Source organism: Mycobacterium sp. TY814 (assembly GCF_030755175.1).
In the GTDB taxonomy this organism is placed as follows: Bacteria; Actinomycetota; Actinomycetes; order Mycobacteriales; family Mycobacteriaceae; genus Mycobacterium.
Genome location: NZ_JAUFRY010000003.1, coordinates 268018 through 284922 on the forward strand (window position 1 = coordinate 268018; position 16905 = coordinate 284922).

At 67.7% G+C, this 16905-nt stretch carries 15 protein-coding genes; 6 read left to right on the forward strand and 9 right to left on the reverse strand.

Annotated elements, in window-relative coordinates; genetic code table 11:
- Nucleotides 1-157: 157 nt before the first annotated feature.
- Nucleotides 158-1888: a DUF3556 domain-containing protein gene (locus QXH22_RS22480; RefSeq protein ID WP_306277045.1), complete on the reverse strand. Its 1731-nt coding sequence runs from the start codon at nt 1886-1888 to the stop codon at nt 158-160.
- Between the two features lie 116 nt (nt 1889-2004).
- Between QXH22_RS22480 and QXH22_RS22485 the strand changes: the two genes are divergently transcribed.
- Nucleotides 2005-2226 carry a hypothetical protein gene (locus QXH22_RS22485; protein WP_306277046.1) on the forward strand — a complete coding sequence of 74 codons (222 nt, stop codon included), beginning with the start codon at nt 2005-2007 and terminating at the stop codon, nt 2224-2226.
- A gap of 7 nt (nt 2227-2233) precedes the next feature.
- Here QXH22_RS22485 and QXH22_RS22490 read toward each other — a convergent pair whose 3' ends face one another.
- The 3 genes from QXH22_RS22490 to prpD all read right to left on the reverse strand — a co-directional run bounded on the left by QXH22_RS22490 (nt 2234) and on the right by prpD (nt 6466).
- Nucleotides 2234-3709 (reverse strand): cobyric acid synthase, encoded by a 1476-nt coding sequence (locus QXH22_RS22490; protein WP_306277047.1) that lies wholly within the window; start codon nt 3707-3709, stop codon nt 2234-2236.
- A gap of 88 nt (nt 3710-3797) precedes the next feature.
- Complete coding sequence (locus tag QXH22_RS22495; RefSeq protein ID WP_306277048.1) at nt 3798-4922, reverse strand: bifunctional 2-methylcitrate synthase/citrate synthase; 1125 nt, start codon at nt 4920-4922, stop codon at nt 3798-3800.
- On the reverse strand, nt 4919-6466 hold the full coding sequence (gene prpD / locus QXH22_RS22500; protein ID WP_306277049.1) for a 2-methylcitrate dehydratase PrpD: 1548 nt from the start codon (nt 6464-6466) through the stop codon (nt 4919-4921). Before prpD ends, QXH22_RS22495 begins: the two co-directional genes overlap by 4 nt.
- Nucleotides 6467-6585: 119 nt before the next feature.
- Here prpD and QXH22_RS22505 point away from each other — a divergent pair, with 119 nt between their 5' ends.
- Nucleotides 6586-8016, forward strand: coding sequence for a short-chain fatty acyl-CoA regulator family protein (locus tag QXH22_RS22505; RefSeq protein ID WP_371934297.1), 1431 nt, complete (start codon nt 6586-6588; stop codon nt 8014-8016).
- 120 nt (nt 8017-8136) lie between these two features.
- Nucleotides 8137-9489, forward strand: a complete 1353-nt coding sequence (locus QXH22_RS22510) for an FAD-dependent oxidoreductase (RefSeq protein WP_306277051.1) — start codon at nt 8137-8139, stop codon at nt 9487-9489.
- Here the strand turns inward: QXH22_RS22510 and QXH22_RS22515 are convergent.
- Entirely contained in the window at nt 9486-10676 is a 1191-nt protein-coding gene (locus tag QXH22_RS22515; RefSeq protein WP_306277053.1) for a PPE family protein, read from the reverse strand. The genes QXH22_RS22510 and QXH22_RS22515 overlap by 4 nt on opposite strands.
- 100 nt (nt 10677-10776) lie before the next feature.
- Entirely contained in the window at nt 10777-11319 is a 543-nt protein-coding gene (locus QXH22_RS22520) for a hypothetical protein (RefSeq protein ID WP_306277055.1), read from the reverse strand.
- Here QXH22_RS22520 and QXH22_RS22525 point away from each other — a divergent pair.
- A complete protein-coding gene (locus tag QXH22_RS22525; protein WP_306277056.1) occupies nt 11311-11802 on the forward strand; it encodes a hypothetical protein in 492 nt (163 codons plus the stop codon). The genes QXH22_RS22520 and QXH22_RS22525 overlap by 9 nt on opposite strands.
- 9 nt (nt 11803-11811) lie before the next feature.
- Here the strand turns inward: QXH22_RS22525 and QXH22_RS22530 are convergent, their stop codons facing one another.
- A complete protein-coding gene (locus QXH22_RS22530; RefSeq protein WP_306277057.1) occupies nt 11812-12321 on the reverse strand; it encodes a DoxX family protein in 510 nt (169 codons plus the stop codon).
- A gap of 99 nt (nt 12322-12420) precedes the next feature.
- Here QXH22_RS22530 and QXH22_RS22535 point away from each other — a divergent pair, with 99 nt between their 5' ends.
- Together QXH22_RS22535 and QXH22_RS22540 are read left to right on the forward strand one after the other, a co-directional pair.
- Nucleotides 12421-14043, forward strand: a complete 1623-nt coding sequence (locus QXH22_RS22535; protein ID WP_306277058.1) for a pyruvate, phosphate dikinase — start codon at nt 12421-12423, stop codon at nt 14041-14043.
- Nucleotides 14040-14645, forward strand: coding sequence for a MarR family transcriptional regulator (locus tag QXH22_RS22540; RefSeq protein ID WP_306277059.1), 606 nt, complete (start codon nt 14040-14042; stop codon nt 14643-14645). The genes QXH22_RS22535 and QXH22_RS22540 overlap by 4 nt, the downstream gene beginning before the upstream one ends.
- Before the next feature lies 1 nt (nt 14646).
- Here the strand turns inward: QXH22_RS22540 and QXH22_RS22545 are convergent, their stop codons facing one another.
- A complete protein-coding gene (locus QXH22_RS22545) occupies nt 14647-15870 on the reverse strand; it encodes a WS/DGAT domain-containing protein (RefSeq protein WP_306277363.1) in 1224 nt (407 codons plus the stop codon).
- 17 nt (nt 15871-15887) lie between these two features.
- On the reverse strand, nt 15888-16805 hold the full coding sequence (locus QXH22_RS22550; protein WP_306277060.1) for an alpha/beta fold hydrolase: 918 nt from the start codon (nt 16803-16805) through the stop codon (nt 15888-15890).
- Nucleotides 16806-16905: the final 100 nt, after the last annotated feature.

Consider the following 16905-nt stretch of genomic DNA (forward strand, 5'->3'; position numbering starts at 1 on the left):
AAGCCACATTCAACGCGTACAACTGCGAATAGACTCCACCGCTGCGGCTCCCCGGCGAGCAGACGCAAAGTCGCGTTCCGGCGCGCCGGAACGTGCGATTTTGCGCCTGCTCGCGCCCTAACTGGACCGCTCGCGCCCTAACTGGACTGCTCGCGCCCTAACTGGACTCCACCACGACGGGGATGTCGTCGGCCCAGGGCTGCCGCGTCACCATGTCGGCCACCCGGACGTAGCCGTGCTCGAATTCGCCTGTGGCAGCGTCGACCAACCGGTACCGCTGGATCTGGCGGTGGATCGGTTGCGCGTCCAGCAGCACGACGCGCACCTCCCCCGGCTCGAATCGGCAGCGCCGTTGCATCGCGGCGATCAGTTGCTCGTTGTGCATATGGCCGTCACCGAAGTTCCAGCCGATGGCGGTGCTGCAGATGCGTTCACCGTCGGTGATGACATAGTCGTCCTCGTTCTGTCCGGCCATCGCGCGGTGCGCCAGCGTGAACAACGCGCGGCCGTGAGTGTTCATGGCGCGGAACGCATATCCCAGATACATCGGGATCTGCGCGCGATCCTTGCCGTAGAACCGCTCCAGCTGAGCCTGGGGCATGCTGGCGATCGCGACGATGCCGCGGGCGATCTTCTCACTCGCCGACGGCTTGATGCACCACAGCGTCGTGTCCCAGTTGCCGGCGTAGTAGCGCATGCCGGGCAGGAAGGAGATCTTGCGCGGGAACATGTTGCCCAGGATCACCGTGCCCACCAGCACGGTGAACAGAATGGCAACCGGTGCGAGGTTTTGCACGTCGCTGATGCCCAACTTCGCGTGGCCGACAAACAGCGCGAAGACGCCGAAGATCATGAACACGTTCCATTCCAGCGGCACTCCCATCGGAATCGCGGTCAGGATGCCCAGGTGGAAGCACACCATCACAATCGCAGCGACGGTGGTCGGCCACCCGCCGTGCGAGAAGAACAGGGCGAGCGGCACGAACATCTCGATGAAGGTGCTGACGTGAGCGAACAGCCGCGACAAGAGCCCGGGCCGTAGATCGTCGGGGAACTTCTCGAAGAACATGCGCTTGATGAACCGCGGCCGGAACAAGGGGTTGTTCGACATCATCGTGGAGATCACGAACGGAAAGTGCTTGTTGAGTTTGGACGTCGCCGCGCCCATCCAGATCACCAGGAATACCAGTTTGGCCGCGACGATCATGTCGATGGCGTTCCAGGCGCCGAACAGGAACGTGACGGTCAGCGACCCGTACACCTCGCCGCGGGCGGCCAGGAAGATCACCTTGTCGCGCAGCCCGGCAGCGGCCAGCACCAGCAGGATGGCCACGATCTGCCACGTCGGCAGCAGCCCGACCTGAGTGCCGAGCGCCGGGATCGGCCCGGTGCCGTCGGTGAACAGCGCGGTCGTCAGCAGCAACAGCAGCAAGGCATAAAGCGCGACGTCCACCGGCTTGCGCTTGGTGCCGAAGGTCAGCGGGACGCGATCCGGCCAGGGTGGCAGCCGGATGGTGCCGAACCGCAGCCAGTAGAGAATCGAGCCCATCGGCGGGAAGAACCGGTTGTTCAGCGGTCCGAAGCCGCAACCCAGCCCGACCACCTCGAACAGCATCGTGTAGAGCACGACCTTCTCGAAGACGATCGGCTCGGCGTACCAGGCCCGAACATTGGTGAACCCGTCAATCCCTTTGGTGGTCAAGACGATCAGCCAGGCAACCAGGATGTATAGCAGAATCTTGACGACGTAGAACAGGTGCATCACCACTGGCGTGCCGAAGCCCACCTCGGCCCAGTGCCGGGCCATCGGGCGGATCTTCTCGCTGCGGGTGCCCTTGCTCCACTCGGCGATGTCGACCTCGGGCAATTGGGGCTTGAGAAATCCCATGGTTTCACAGATTAGAACGTGTTCTAGCTATCTGCCCAGCCCGCCGCTCCGAATCCGTGGTCAGCGGCTGCCACGAGCGATAACGTCAGGTGAAGGTGTCGAAGGGAGTGGGGAGCATGCGTGCAGCCCGATGCCTGAAAAGGGCGGTCGCCGGGGCCGCCATACCAATCGCATTCGTCCTCGGCAGCGCCCCCGCGCAGGCGCAAGCGCCGTCCCCGGGTGATGCGTGCACGGTGCTGCACGCCACCACCCAGGACGCCGACGGCAAGACGATGTGGTGCAACCCGACCATGACGGGCAGCCACAGCCTGGTGTGGCAATACGGCGGTCCTGGCTAGACGATCCTCACGGTGCGCCGGGCGCCAGGAACGGCAGGGCCGGCGGGCAACCACTGCGCGCCAGTTCGAGCACCGCGTCGACGTCGAGGTGACGTTCGATCAGGTCGCCGAGCAGATCCAAGCGCCGCTGGCGGGCGACCGGGAAGCTCACGGCCGACGGTGTGAGCCCGAGCGTCTCGCACAGGAACGCCCGGCGCAGTGCGTCGCCTTCCAGCGAGCCGTGCCACATGGTGCCGAACACCTGGCCGTCGCGGACGCCGCCGAGAAACTCCTCCCCCGCGTGGCCCCGGGCGATCCTGCCGTGATGGATCTCGTATCCCGACGCCACCACGCCGAGTCCCTCACCCTGCGGTAGCCGCAGCACCTTGTCGGCGCCGAACACCGTCTCCACGTCGAGCAATCCCAGGCCGTCGACCTCGGCCACCGCCCCTTCGACACCGTGCGGGTCGCGAATCGTGCGGCCCAGCATCTGAAATCCGCCACAAATGCCGAGCAGTGGCTTCCCCGCGGCGGCGTGTGCGAGCACCGCACGGTCCAGTCCCCTGGCCCTCAGCCAGGCGAGGTCGGCGATCGTGGCACGCGTGCCCGGCAACACGATCAGGTCGGCATCGCCCAACGCGCGAGGGTCGGAGACGAACACCACATCGAGGTCGGGTTCCAGGCCCAGCGCGTCGACGTCGGTGAAGTTGCTGACCCGGGGCAGCCGCACGACGGCCACCCGGCGGGCACCGGTGGCGGCCGTTCGTCTGCCTTCCAGATCCAGGGCGTCCTCGGAGTCCAGCCACAGGTCGGGATGCCACGGCAGCGTGCCGTATACCCGTCGCCCGGTGACCCGTTCCAGGTCGCGCAGACCCGGCGTCAGCAGTGCGAGATCGCCACGGAACTTGTTGACCACGAACCCCGCAACCAGCGCCTGGTCCTCGGCAGACAACAGGGCGACGGTGCCCAGAAATGCCGCGAACACCCCGCCGCGGTCGATGTCACCGACCACGACGGTCGGCAGCTCCGCGTGCCGCGCGAGGCCCATGTTGACGTAATCGCCTGCGCGCAAGTTGATTTCGGCCGGGCTGCCGGCACCCTCGGCGACGACGACGTCGTACCGGGTGGCGAGGTCGTCAAAGGCGCGGTGTGCCGCCTCGCCCAGTGCCCGCCGACCGTCCAGCCAGTCCGATGACACGACCTCGCCCCACGGTCTGCCCATCAGCACGACGTGGCTGCGCTGATCGGCGGACGGTTTGAGCAGGACCGGATTCATGGCGGGTTCGGGTGGGACTCCGGCCGCAAGAGCCTGCACCCATTGCGCCCGGCCGATCTCCACGCCCGCGCCGTCCGGCCCCGCGCAGACCATCGAGTTGTTGGACATGTTCTGCGCCTTGAAGGGCGCGACCCGCACCCCGCGCCGAGCCAGCGCGCGGCACAGCCCGGCCGTGACAGTGGTCTTGCCGGCGTCGCTGGTCGTGCCCGCTATCAGCAGACCCGGCACCGGGTGGCCCCTCGGGAAATCGTTGTTGTGCTCACCGCCCGCTATGGTCTCACCGCCCGGGATCAACGCCCCTGTCGGACTCTGGCAATCACCTCAGGGAGCGCTGAGGCGGTCCCACATACTCGCTGAGCGGGCGGATCAACGCGTTCGACGCGGTCTGCTCCATGATGTGGGCGGTCCAGCCGGTGATCCGGCTCATCACGAAAATCGTTGTGAAACAGGCGATGTCGAAGCCCATCAGGAAGTACGCCGGACCGGTCGGGAAGTCGAGATTCGGCTTGATGCCGGTGGCGGCCGCCATGCCTTGTTCGAGAACGTGGTAGATGTCGAGCCAGCGCCGGCCGTCACGCGCCGCAGCCACCCGCTCCAGCGCCTTCTTCATGGTCGGCACCCGCGAGTCGCCGTTGCGGTACACCCGGTGGCCAAAGCCCATGATCTTCTCTTTGCGGGAGATCCTGTCCTGCAGCCAGTCCGCCGCTTGGTCCGCGGTGCCGATCTGCAGCATGTCGTGCATCACGGCCTCGTTGGCGCCACCGTGCAACGGACCCTTGAGCGCGCCGATGGCGGCCGTGACGGCGCTGTAGATGTCGGACCCGGTGGAGGTGACCACGCGTGCGGCAAACGTGGAGGCGTTGAAGCTGTGCTCGGCATAGAGCACCATGGACTGCTCGAAGGCATCGACGATCACCTTCTCGGGCACATCCCCGAAGCACATGTGCAGGAAGTTCTGCGCGTAGTTCATGTGGCTGTGCGGGGCAATGGGTTCCAGGCCGCGCCGGCGTCGCATGTCGGCTGCGACGATGGTCGGGAGCACCGCGTACATTCGCACGGCCTTCGCGTAGTTCGCCTCCGCGCTGCTGTCGTCCTCCTGCGCGTCCTCGGCGCCGAGGTAGCTGATCACCGTGCGCACCACGTCCATCGGATGACAGGTGTCCGGCTGCTTGACGATCAGTGACAGCAGCGAGCGATCCAGCCGGCGGTTGGCGCGTTCTCGCTGGATGAACAGGGCCCGCTGTTCCTCGTCGGGCAGCTCACCGTGCCACAACAGATACGCCACCTCCTCGAAGCTGCAGCGGGAAGCGAGATCCTGGACCGGGTAACCGCGGTAGGTCAGCGAGTTCGTCTCCGGCACCACTTTGGAGATGGCGGTGGTGTCCACGACGACTCCGGCAAGGCCCTTGAAGATTCGCGGCCGCTCTTCGATCGTGCTCATGGCGTGACTCCTTGCCGGGTGAATGTGTTGACGCCGGAATCGAAGATCCCCGGCGGGACTATCGGCGCCCTGTTCAGCACGTCAGGATTGGCGATCAAGTTCAACGCGCCGAGTCCGCCGGCCTGCAGTTCGGGCAAGCCTTCGACCACGGACAGAAACCGTTGCCGCTCATCGTCGTCGATCACACCCCCGGCCAGCTCGGTGAACTTTGCCACGTACTGCTCACGCCCGAAAGGCCTGGCGCCCAACGGGTGTCCATCGGCAACGCCGATCTCGTCGACGATCACCTCGCCGCTGCGCAGCGTGACCTCCGCGCGGGCGCCGAACGCTTTCACCGCGGGGTCGTCCGAGTGGTAGCGGCGGGTCCATTCGGGATCTTCGCGCGTCGAGATCTTGTGCCACAGCTCGACGGTGTCCGGCCGGTGCGACCGCTCCGGGACGTAGGACCGTTCGTGATGCCAGGCGCCGTCCTGCAACGCCACCGCGAAGATATACATCACGGAGTGATCCAGGGTCTCGCGGGACGCATCGGGATCCATCTTCTGCGGATCTCTTGCGCCGGTACCGATGACGTAGTGGGTGTGGTGGCTGGTGTGCAGCACGATCGTCGCGACCTGCTCGAGGTCCCCGATCCGCTCCCGCAAGCGGCGGGCCAGGTCGATCAGCGCCTGGCTCTGGTACTCGGCCGAGTGCTCCTTGGTGTAGCTGTCCAGGATGGCGCGCTTGGGCTCCCCCGGCTCGGGCAGCGGCACCCGGTAGGTGTGCTCGGGACCCGAGAGCAGCCAGGCGATCACGCCGTCCTCGCCCTCCCAGATGGGTGCCGGGGCGCCTTCCCCGCGCATGGCGCGGTCGACGGCCTCGATCGCCACCTTGCCTGCCCAGGCGGGAGCGAACGCTTTCCAGCTGGAGATCAGGCCCTTGCGAGACTGGCGGGTGGACGTCGTCAGGTGCAGGGCCTGGCCGATGGCCTGATAGATAGTCTCCTGGTCCAGCCGCAGCATCGTCCCCAGGCCGGCGGCCACCGACGGGCCGAGGTGCGCGACGTGGTCGATCTTGTGCTCGTGCAGGCAGATTCCCTTGACCAGGTCGATCTGGATCTCGTAGGCGGTGGCCAGGCCGCGGATCAGGTCGGCGCCACCCATACCGAGGTGCTGGGCGACCGCCACCAGGGGCGGGATGTTGTCACCCGGGTGGGAGTAGTCGGCGGCCAGAAACGTGTCGTGGAAGTCCAATTCGCGCACCGCCACGCCGTTGGCCCAGGCGGCCCACTCCGGGGAGTAGCTGCCCTCGACGCCGAAGACTCTGGCGCCGTTGACCGCAACGGGATGCGCGAGCGCTTGGGCCCGTGCGGTGGCGACCGGCCGCCTGATCACCGAGGCCGCCGAGACGGCGGCGTTGTCGATGATGCGGTTGATCACCATGGCTTCGGTGTCCGGGGGTACGGCGACCGGGTCGGCCGCGACGTCGGCGATCTTGGCGGCCAGGTGTTCGCGGCGGGGGAAGTCGTCGGCGCTGCGCCGCGCCCTGACGTCGTGAATGCGCATAACACGCACAGTACGCAGCCACCCAGCCGCGGTAAATCCACTGTAAGAGCGTAATTTTGCGTCCTTGAACTTCGAGGTTTGCGAATGTTGTGAACGATGGCTGGCGTACTGTGTCCACCGTGGCGAAGACCTTCGCCGGCGCTCGTTTGCGGCGGCTACGCGAAGACCACGGGTTGACCCAGGTGGCACTGGCGCGTGCGCTGGGGTTGTCGACCAGCTACGTCAACCAGATGGAGAACGACCAGCGCCCGATCACCGTGCCGGTGCTGCTGACGCTGACAGATCGGTTCAACCTGCCCAACACCTACTTCGCGCCCGATACGGACGCCCGGCTGATCGCCGACCTGAGCGAGGTGCTGGCCGAGGGACCTGCCACGGCCGCGCAGATCGAGGAACTCGTCGCGCGAATGCCGGCGGTCGGTCAGACGCTGGTCAATCTGCACCGACGACTGCACGACGCCACCAGCGATCTGGAGGCTCTGCACGGTCGGGCCAACGTCGATTCGTCGACGACAGCACAACAACCGATGCCCTTCGAGGAAGTCCGCGACTTCTTCTACGACCGCAAGAACTACATCGCCGAACTGGACGTCGCGGCCGAGCGAATGTTCGACGAAAACCGTTTGCGCGTCGGCGGACTCGACGTTCAGCTGGCCTCACTGCTCTCCGCAGAGCTGGGCGTGACCGTCGTCATCGACGACGGAGAGATGCTGAGCCCCAACGCCAAGCGGCACTTTCGCCCGGAGTCCGGGAGGCTGCATGTAGCGCGTTGGCTGCATCCCGGACAGCGCGCCTTCCAGCTGGCAACCCAGATCGCCTTGCTGACCCAGAATTCGTTGATCAGCGGGATCATCGCCGCCGACGATCAACTCAGCGACGACGCACGCGGCGTGGCCCGCATCGGCCTGGCCAACTATTTCGCCGGGGCGCTGTTGTTGCCGTACCAACGGTTTCTCGAGGCAGCCGAGTGCGTGCGCTACGACATCGACCAACTGGCACGCCGATTCGAGGTGGGATTCGAGACCATCTGTCATCGGCTGTCCACCTTGCAACGCCCCAGTGCGCGCGGTGTGCCGTTCATCTTCGTCCGTGCCGACATCGCCGGTAATATTTCAAAGCGACAGTCGGCCACTGCTTTTCATTTTTCACGCGTGGGCGGAAACTGTCCGTTGTGGGTGGTTCACCATGCGTTCGCCCGGCCCGGTCAGTTCCTGACGCAGGTCGCTGAGATGCCGGACGGGCGCACCTATTTCTGGGTGGCCCGAACCACCACCACCGAACCAAGTCGGTACCTGGGTCCTGACCGGAGTTTCGCCGTCGGGCTCGGCTGCGACGTGGCCCACGCCGAAAAGCTAATCTATTCAGTGGGAATCGATCTGGCCGACGCCGAGGCGACGGTTCCGATCGGCGCGGGTTGCAAGATCTGCGACCGCCCCGCCTGCTCGCAACGGGCCTTCCCCTATCTGGGCACTCCGGTGCATGTCGACCCGCACGTCAGCACCGACCTCCCCTATCCACCGGTGACCACCGGTCAGACCTCCGTCGGCTGAGTTTCATTCGGCGACAGGCAAACCCGCTGACAGAAGCGTCAATATCGCGGAATCGTTTCGGCGGTGCCGGGATCGGTGTAGCTTGCTGCTGGGGCGGCACGGCGTCAACGAGGAGCCAGCATGACAGATGTCGACTATTGCGTTGTCGGAGCCGGCTTCGCGGGACTGACGGCCGCGCTGCGCCTGAAGCAGGCGGGTCACTCGGTGGCACTGCTGGAGGCCCGCGACCGAGTCGGCGGCCGTACCTTTACTGTGACCCGCGACGACGGGGTATGGATCGATCGCGGGGGTGCCTGGATCGGACCGGGCCAGGACCGCATCTACGCGCTGATGCAGGAATTCGGCGTGCGGGAATACAAGCAGCACAACGACGGTGACGCCATGATGATCGTCGACGGCAAGAAGCGCCGCTACGGCGGGAAGCTGCCGTGGACGATGAGTCCGTGGGCGGTCGCCAACCTGGGCATCGGCCTGATGAGCATCGAGCAGATGTGCAAGTCGATTCCGCGCGAAGCACCGTGGGAGGCCGAGGAGGCCGCCGAGTGGGACCGGATGAGCATCGGTGACTGGCTGGAGCGCAACGTACTTTCCCGGCCGGCCCGCGAGATGTTGGACATGGTGCTGGGCGGTACGTACACCTCGATGGCTTCCGAAGTCTCGTTGCTGTGGATGTTGTTGCAGATGTCTTCGGCGGGTGGACCGACCTTCGTCATCTCCGGCAAGGGCGGCTCGCAGGATGCCCGACCCGTCGGCGGGATGGGCGCCATCTACCGCCCGATGGTGGCGGAACTTGGCGACGCACTCCACCTGTCGCGGCCGGTGCGGACCATCATTCAGGACACCGACGGCGTCACCGTCCAATCCGACGGATTTTCCGTGCGCGCATACCGCGCCATCGTCGCTATCCCGATGGCCATCGCCAGTTCGATTGTCTATGAACCGGCACTTCCTGCGGACCGCGCCTTTCTGAATCAGCGCATGCCCAGCGGCGCCGTCATCAAGACCTCCGTCATCTACGACGAACCGTTCTGGCGTACCGACGGGTTGTCGGGCCAGACCGCCGCGCCGGGAACACCGGCCACACTGACCATCGACGCATGCACCGATACCGGCAATCCAGGGATCCTGTGCGCCATCACCGAGGGGCCCGCCGCGCGCCGCCTCTCCGACCTCAGCGACTCCGACCGCAGAGCCGCCATCATCGGCGAACTCGTCGAGCGGTTCGGCGAAAAAGCGCGTACGCCAGTGGAATACCACGAGCAGAACTGGTCTCTCGAGCACTATTCCGGCGGCGGGATGATCAGCCACACCCCCACCGGCGTGCTCACCGAATACGGGCACGCGCTGCGCGTGCCCTGCGGGCGGGTGCACTGGGCCGGCACCGAAAGCTCAGCCGTCATGTGCGGGTGGATCGACGGCGCGATCCGCTCCGGTGAGCGCGCCGCGGCCGAAGTGGTTGCGGCGCAGACCTAGCCGACCCCGGTACGCGGAATCACGCTGGGCCGGTTCTGCGTCACGTGCGGACTCGCGCCGCCGCGGCCCGTCATCCCGCCGGGCATTCCGGCACCCGCACCACCGGCGCCGGCGCCCATCGGCATCGGCATCATCGGCATCCCGCCGCGGGACTGGATTCCCGACGCCATCTCGGCCGGGTTGGGCGTCGCTGCCACGCCGTGCATCGCTGAACTGGCTATGCCCTTCGGCGCCGCCCCCGCCCAGGTCGGCGGCACCGATAGGGCCCCCACCATCCGCGCGTGACCCAGGCTCCCCGACATGCCCGCCCCCGGGCCGGCGCCTCCGCCAAGCCCCTTCACTGCCGGAGCGGTGTCCCCCACGAACTTGGTCGCGTCGACCACACCCGTTGTGGCACCGGCCAATCCAGCGGTGCCGGCGGCATTCGCCGAATTCGCCAGCTGCATCATCGGCGACATCAGCATGCTCGCCGGATACATTCCAGCCTGAGCGACCGACACCAAGGACTGGATCGGCAGCGCCGACGCCGCCGATTGCACGCCGGCAACCAGCCCCGGAGCTGCCGACACCACGCCTTGCACCGCCGGGCTGACCGCGGCCGAGGCCGACGTGGCGAGGCCAGTGAACTCGGCGCCGACGTTGACGGCCAACCCGGCCAGGTCCACCGGCGGAATAGCAAACGGAGTCAGGCTCGCGGCCACCGCCGTCGCACCGCCGTGGTAGCCCACCATGGCGGCCACATCCTGCGCCCACATCTCCACGTAATCAAACTCGTTGGCGAAGATGGCCGGCGTGTTCAACCCCAGGAAGTTCGTGGCGACCAACGTCGTCAACGACATCCGGTTGGCCTGCACCACCGCCGGGTGCACTGTCGACGTCAGCGCACCCTCGAAAGCCGTCGCCGCCGCCCGCGCCTGACCCGCCGCCGCGCCAGCCTGAGCACCCGCGGTACCCAGCCAGTCCACATACGGCAACGCCGCAGCGGCCATCGACGCCGACGCCGGACCGGCCCACGGCCCACCGGTCAAACCCACGATCACCGCATTGAACGACGACGCCGAAGCCGACAAGTCCGCCGCCAGAGTCTCCCAGGCCGCCGCCGCCGCATGCAGCGGACCCGACCCGGCTCCGGCGAAAATCCGCGCCGAGTTGATCTCCGGCGGCAACCACGCAAAGTCCAAAATCATCACAACCCCAACCCCCGCGACCGGTATCTCACTACTGTCGCCACTTGTCGCCTCGCACGGTCATGGATTCAGCTGACTTTCAGCAACATCCCAGGCCGTCTCAAGGCAGTCCCGCCCCGCCGCCGATCGCCGCCGCAAGCTGTTCGGGCAGGAAGGTCAACAGGCCCGGCACGATGCCACCGAAGCTCGTACCGAAAAGCGGGATCGGTCCGGTCATCCCGAAGATCTGCACTGTCAGCGACGCGGTTTGAGCGGGAGTGAGTATCCCGCCAAGGGGCACGTTGGTGGTCGTGGTCAGTTCTCCGAGTGAGACCGAAAGCGGCAGAGTGGCCTGGCCGTTTAGAAAGCCGTTCAGCACCGTCGCGGGTGCGTCGAACAGCGCGGCGCCCGCGCCCAGGACGTCGCCGGTCTGCAGCGCGCCGAGTACGGCGTTCGCGCTGGAGCCGACCGCGTTGAACGTGGTGACGACCGGACCGATCGCTTCCAGGCCCAGGACCAGTGGCAGGCCCACCTGCAGGTCGCCGGTGACCAAATCCAAGGTCTGCGAGGTGTCGGTGACCGTGGTGATCACATTGGTGAGATGCTGCGAGATCTGGGCGGGAATCGACCCGGCGGGGAGCAGGTCGGTGACGTTTTGCGCCATCTGGCCCGGGATGGCGAGAATCGGCAACAGGTCAGCGATGGTGCCCGTCGGGGTGATGTTGATCAGCATCGTCTCCATGTCCTGGTTGGCCACCAGGCCGGTCAGGAACAGGTTTCCGAATCCGGTCGCGACGCCGCGTGCCGCGGTGGCGCCGGCGGCAGCGGCGGTAGCGGCGGAATCCTCAACGGGTCCGGAGGCACCGGCGGGGCGGGCGGCGCGGCCGGGCTGAGCGCCCTCACCAGCGGCGGGGCCGGCGGAACCGGCGGCAAGGCCGGGCTGATCGGTGACGGCGGCGACGGCGGTGCCGGTGCGGACGGTCACGGCGGCGCGGGAGGGGCCGGCGGAAACGGCGGCAACGCGGTCCTGATCGGCGAGGGGGGCAACGGCGGCAACGGCGGCACGGGCACGCCTCCCGGCAAACCCGGCACCGGCGGCAAGGCCGGCTTGCTGCTCGGCCGGGATGGCAATATTCAGACGGCCTGACCCTGCGGGCTACCCGGCTTGTTTGGCCGGCGGCCGGTAGAAGATCAGCAACTGGCCGACAGCCCCGGCCAAACCCAGGCCCACCGAGATAGCCAGACCCTGCCAGCCGTCGAACCAGTTCTTGCCGAAGATCAGGTGATCCAGGCTGAGCTTCCCGGCACCCAGGGTGGCGACGACCACCGCGGTCACCGCCAGCACCAGGTTGTACTCCCAGCCCTCCTTGACGATGAAGAACCCGTTGGCCCGGTGCACCGTCCACGCCGCCACCAGCATCAGCGAGACGAATCCGGCCGCGGGAATCGGTGTCAGCAACCCCGCCGCCAGCCCCAGCCCGGCCGCCGTCTCGGTGGTGGCGGCGACGGTGGCGTGGAACTTGCCGGGCTTCATCCCGATGCTTTCGAACCAGCGCGCGGTACCCGGTATCCGCCCACCACCGAAGAATTTGTTCAACCCGTGCGCGGCCATGGTCAGACCCAGCACCAGCCGCAGGATCAGCAACGCGACGTCATAGGGAGTCATACCGTCAAAACTAACGGGTAAGCAACAGCGGCGAGCAGCCGAGCCCGGTGATCGGTATGGGACCATTGCGGCGTTCCGGCAACGACGAGGGGGTGAATCTTGGCTGGTGTGGCGCACGGCCGGCACTCCCCCGCGCGCACGCTGACGAACGCTGTCGTCGCGCTGGACGGCCGATCGAGCCATCCGCGGGAAATCCTCGGCAAAAAGGGCCACGGAATCGACACCATGCGCCGTCACAACCTGCCGGTGCCCCCCGCATTCTGCATCACCACCGAGGTGGGCCTGCGCTATCTGACCGACCCCGGGCCCACCATCGATGCGATCTGGGCGGACGTGCTCGACCGGATGAGCTGGCTGGAAGAGCAAACCTCGCGCACCTTCGGACGAGGACCGCGTCCACTCCTGGTCAGCGTGCGCTCCGGGGCCACCCAGTCAATGCCGGGCATGATGGACACGATTCTGGACCTCGGCATGAACGACGACGTCGAAGGTGCACTGGCCGAACAGGGCACCGTCGAGTTCGCCCGCGACACCCGCCGCCGGTTCACCGCGATGTACCGGCGCATCGTCGGCGCCGACTCGGACCCGTCCGACGACCCGTACACCCAGCTGCGCACCGGCATCGAGGCCGTATTCGCCTCCTGGAACTCTCCGCGGGCGCTGGCCTACCGCGATCACTACAGCCTCGACGAACGTCAGGGCACCGCGGTGGTGGTGCAGGCGATGGTGTTCGGCAACCAGGCGGCCAAGTCGGGCGCCGGCGTGCTGTCCTCGCGCAACCCGATCACCGGAGCCAACGAGCCCTTCGGCGAATGGCTGCCCGGCGGCCAGGGTGACGACGTGGTGTCCGGCCTGGTCGACGTCGAACCGATCACCGCGCTGCGCGACGAACAACCCGCCGTTTTCGACGAGCTGATGGACGCCGCCCGCACCCTCGAGCGACTCAATGCCGACGTCCAGGAGATCGAGTTCACCGTCGAAGACGGCAAACTGTGGCTGCTGCAGACCCGGGGCGCCGAACGTTCGGCGCACGCTGCCGCGCGGCTGGCGCTGCAACTCCGCCATGAGGGGCTGATCGATGACGTCGAGACGCTGCGGCGGGTGACCCCGGCCCACGTCCAAGCTGTGCTGCAACCGTCACTGCAACCCGAAACCCGGCTCAGCGCACCACTTCTGGCCCGGGGTCTGCCCGCCTGTCCCGGCGTGGTGACCGGCACCGCCTACACCGACGTCGACGAAGCTCTCGACGCCGCCGACCGGGGCGAGCCGGTCATCCTGGTCCGCGATCACACCCGGCCCGAAGACGTGCAGGGCATGCTGGCCGCACAGGGCATCGTCACCGAAGTGGGCGGGCCGGCCAGCCACGCAGCCGTCGTCAGCCGCGAACTCGGCCGCGTCGCGGTGGTGGGTTGCGGCCAGGGTGTCGCCGCTTCGCTGGCCGGCCGGCAGATCACTGTCGACGGGTACGAAGGCGAAGTGCGAGAAGGGATTCTGAGGCTGACGGCATGGTCGGAAGACGACACGCCGGAGTTGCGTGAGCTGGCCGGGATCGCCCTGCGCGTCAGCCCGCTGCGTGCGCACGCGAGCGGCGACCATCCGCGCCTCGACGACTATTCCGACGAGGCCTTGCAGACTGCCATGGCCGCCGGACACCTCGACGTCGTCTCGGCAACGCCGCTGATCACCATGCTCAACGCGATACGGTTGCGGGCCGGCTCATGACGGATCTGCCCGTGCTGCAAGCTGTCCGCCTGAAAGGCCGGGTCAGCCCCGCCGACCTGGCCCGGACCCTGGATGCCGATGACGCTGACACCGAGGCTGCGGTGCGCCGGCTGGTCGACGCGGGCCTGCTGATCGCGGGCCCCACCGTGCGGATCAGCCCCGACGGGCGCGCCCGCCTCGCCGAGTTGCTGGCCGCTGAGCGGCAGGACGTCGAGTCCGCGACGATCGACGCCGCCTACCACGAATTCCGCTCGGTCAACACGGATTTCAAAGCTCTGGTCACCGACTGGCAACTCCGCGACGGCCAGCCCAACGATCACCGGGACGCCGACTACGACGCCGCGGTGCTGGCCCGCCTCGACGACGTGCACCAGCGGGTGACGCCGATCATCGCGGCGGTCGCCGCGCAGCTGCCCCGCCTGCGCGGCTACCCGGTAAAACTTGCCGCCGCGCTGACAAGGGTGACGAACGGCGAAATCGCTTGGCTGACAGGGCCACTCATCGACTCCTACCACACCGTGTGGTTCGAGCTGCATGAAGAGCTGATCCTGGCCGCCGGTCTGACCCGCGAACAGGCGGCCCGATCGGGCGACGCGCAGTAACTCACAGCGCAGCCTCCAGCCGCCGCAGATACCCGTCGATGTCCGGCATCGCCGACTCCGCCGCATGCACACTGATCGCGATGGTGTCACCGATGCCGTGCACGCCGTGGGTCAGACCCATCACCGGCGAAAGGGCCGGATAGCCCGCCGTCAACACCACCGGCACATCGCCGAAGCTGAGATCGGCGGCGCCGCGGTGCACGCTGGACACCACCGTGTTCCCCGATACCTGCTCGGGGCGCGCCTCGACATCGAATTGGCTGACACCCCAACGCAACAGCACTGCCGGCACGGCGGCGAACGCCGCGTCGGAGGCGCGCGTCGCCGGATGCTCGAAGCGGCGCCGGCCATTGGCCAGGTCGGCGGCGATGCGCTGCACTCTTTCGTCGTGCCCGAGCGCCGGGTACAGCCCCACTACGATGTTCCCGAAGTGGTTGAAGCCCAACGGCACACCCGGCTTGGCCATGGGTACCTCCGCAGCCAGCGACGCCGCCGACTCCCCCAACACGTCGGACAGCGCCGTGGATATGGCGGACAGCGCCGCAACCGTGACCGTCGGGCCGTTGAGTTGCCCGCGGCGGCGCACCACCGTGCGCATCATCCGGGTGCCGCCCGGTGCGGAATTGGTGGCCAGCAACGGCCGCGATCCCAGTCCCGGCGCCAGAGATCCGCCGGCGGTGTCACGGACGAACCGGCGGTGCGCCCGGGCCGCGAGCACGCCCCGCCACGGCAGGAAGCCCGCCCGCGTCCGCACGGCCGGCACCGGATCCTGCCGGCCGAACAACCACGCCGCCATGGCCGACGCCCGAGCGCCGTCGGCCAGCGCATGCGCGGCCTGCAACACGGCAACGATGCCCCTGCCCTGAACCCCCGGGATCCCGCTTACGGATGTGAAAACATGTAATTGCCGGGGTTTTTCGCGGATGTCCAGTTGGTGGCCCGCCAACCCGGCGACAGCGTCCAGGCAGCCCGCCCAGCCGTTGTCGGGTAATTCGTGCCGGGTCACCCGCCCGGCGTCGACCGGCGCCCGCACCCACCGCGGATACGTCAGCGGGCCACCTTCCTCGGCCACCAGCCCCAACTCCGGGCAGGCGCGGGCCCGGCGCACCACCTGCGACACCGCGGCGTCGAGGTCGGCGGGTTCGCCGCCGTAGGCATAGAGCAGAAACTCGTCGTTGGGGATCTTGGCCGACATCCAGTAGAACTGCGCGTCGACGGCGGCCATCCGCTGCCCGGCGGCCACTAGGGCTTTGCAGCGCCGGGTGAGCCGATGAAGGACAGGACCGACTCCGCGACCTGGTCGGGCTGCTCGAGCTGCAGGAAGTGACCGGCGTGCGCGACGATGGACACCTCGCTGCCGGGCGGCAGGATGGGTTCGACCCAGTGCGCGAACGCCGCGGTCATGCAGCCGTCGTCGCGCCCGTGCAGATATAGGGTCGGCAGCTTCGGCGGCTGGGTCCAATACCGGTGCAATTCGGCGTACTGCGCCGGCGGCCGCGTATTGCGGATCGTGGCGCGGTAATAACCCAGCGCCGCGCGCCAGCTCTCCGGCGTTCCGATCGCGGCGTCGACATGACGCAGGTCCTCCTCGGCGTGGTAACCGGGTGACCACCGGCGCCACAGCAGCGGCACCACCCATGAGGCGGATCGTTCCGGCAGCAACGGCAGCTGGAAGTAACTGATGTACCAGCTGCGCAGCAGCTGGCGGGAGAGTTCAGCGGCCAGCCGGCCACGGTCGTCGAGCCGGCCCAGCGGCCGGAACGCGCCCGACGGCGGCACCGACATGATCACCGCTTTGGCGAACGGGCTGTCCGGCATCGCGGCCAGCCCGGTGGCGGCGATCGCTCCCCAGTCGTGACCGATCACCACATCGCGCTCGGAGCCGCCGGCGGCCGTCCGGACCCGTAGCGCGTCGTGCATCAGGGCGCCCACGTGGTAGCTCCCGTCCACCGGAATGGACGAGGGCGCGTACCCCCGCATGAATGGCGCCACCACCCGCCAGCCGGCCTCGGCCAGTCGGGGCGCGAACTTGCGCCATCCGTACGCGGTATCGGGAAAACCGTGCAGGCACAACGCAATCGGGCCGTCGGCGGGGCCCCAGGTCAGAGCTTTGAGGTCACCGTTGGGGCCCTTCACGTCGATCCACCGTGGTTCAGACAACTCGACTCCTGTTCGCCGTGTACAGCCCGCACCGTCCAACGTAACCGGCCGCACGGGGGACAAGAAGCCCGTCGATCGGGGGACACGAATTTCCTCCCCC

What these genes read in the sequence shown, in the direction of transcription:
- QXH22_RS22480 (WP_306277045.1), bottom strand. Translation starts at nt 1,888, where the DNA reads ATGGGATTTCTCAAGCCCCAATTGCCCGAGGTCGACATCGCCGAGTGG.
- QXH22_RS22485 (WP_306277046.1), top strand. Translation starts at nt 2,005, where the DNA reads ATGCGTGCAGCCCGATGCCTGAAAAGGGCGGTCGCCGGGGCCGCCATA.
- QXH22_RS22495 (WP_306277048.1), bottom strand. Translation starts at nt 4,922, where the DNA reads ATGAGCACGATCGAAGAGCGGCCGCGAATCTTCAAGGGCCTTGCCGGA.
- prpD (WP_306277049.1), bottom strand. Translation starts at nt 6,466, where the DNA reads ATGCGCATTCACGACGTCAGGGCGCGGCGCAGCGCCGACGACTTCCCC.
- QXH22_RS22510 (WP_306277051.1), top strand. Translation starts at nt 8,137, where the DNA reads ATGACAGATGTCGACTATTGCGTTGTCGGAGCCGGCTTCGCGGGACTG.
- QXH22_RS22515 (WP_306277053.1), bottom strand. Translation starts at nt 10,676, where the DNA reads ATGATTTTGGACTTTGCGTGGTTGCCGCCGGAGATCAACTCGGCGCGG.
- QXH22_RS22520 (WP_306277055.1), bottom strand. Translation starts at nt 11,319, where the DNA reads ATGGCGCAAAACGTCACCGACCTGCTCCCCGCCGGGTCGATTCCCGCC.
- QXH22_RS22530 (WP_306277057.1), bottom strand. Translation starts at nt 12,321, where the DNA reads ATGACTCCCTATGACGTCGCGTTGCTGATCCTGCGGCTGGTGCTGGGT.
- QXH22_RS22540 (WP_306277059.1), top strand. Translation starts at nt 14,040, where the DNA reads ATGACGGATCTGCCCGTGCTGCAAGCTGTCCGCCTGAAAGGCCGGGTC.
- QXH22_RS22545 (WP_306277363.1), bottom strand. Translation starts at nt 15,870, where the DNA reads ATGGCCGCCGTCGACGCGCAGTTCTACTGGATGTCGGCCAAGATCCCC.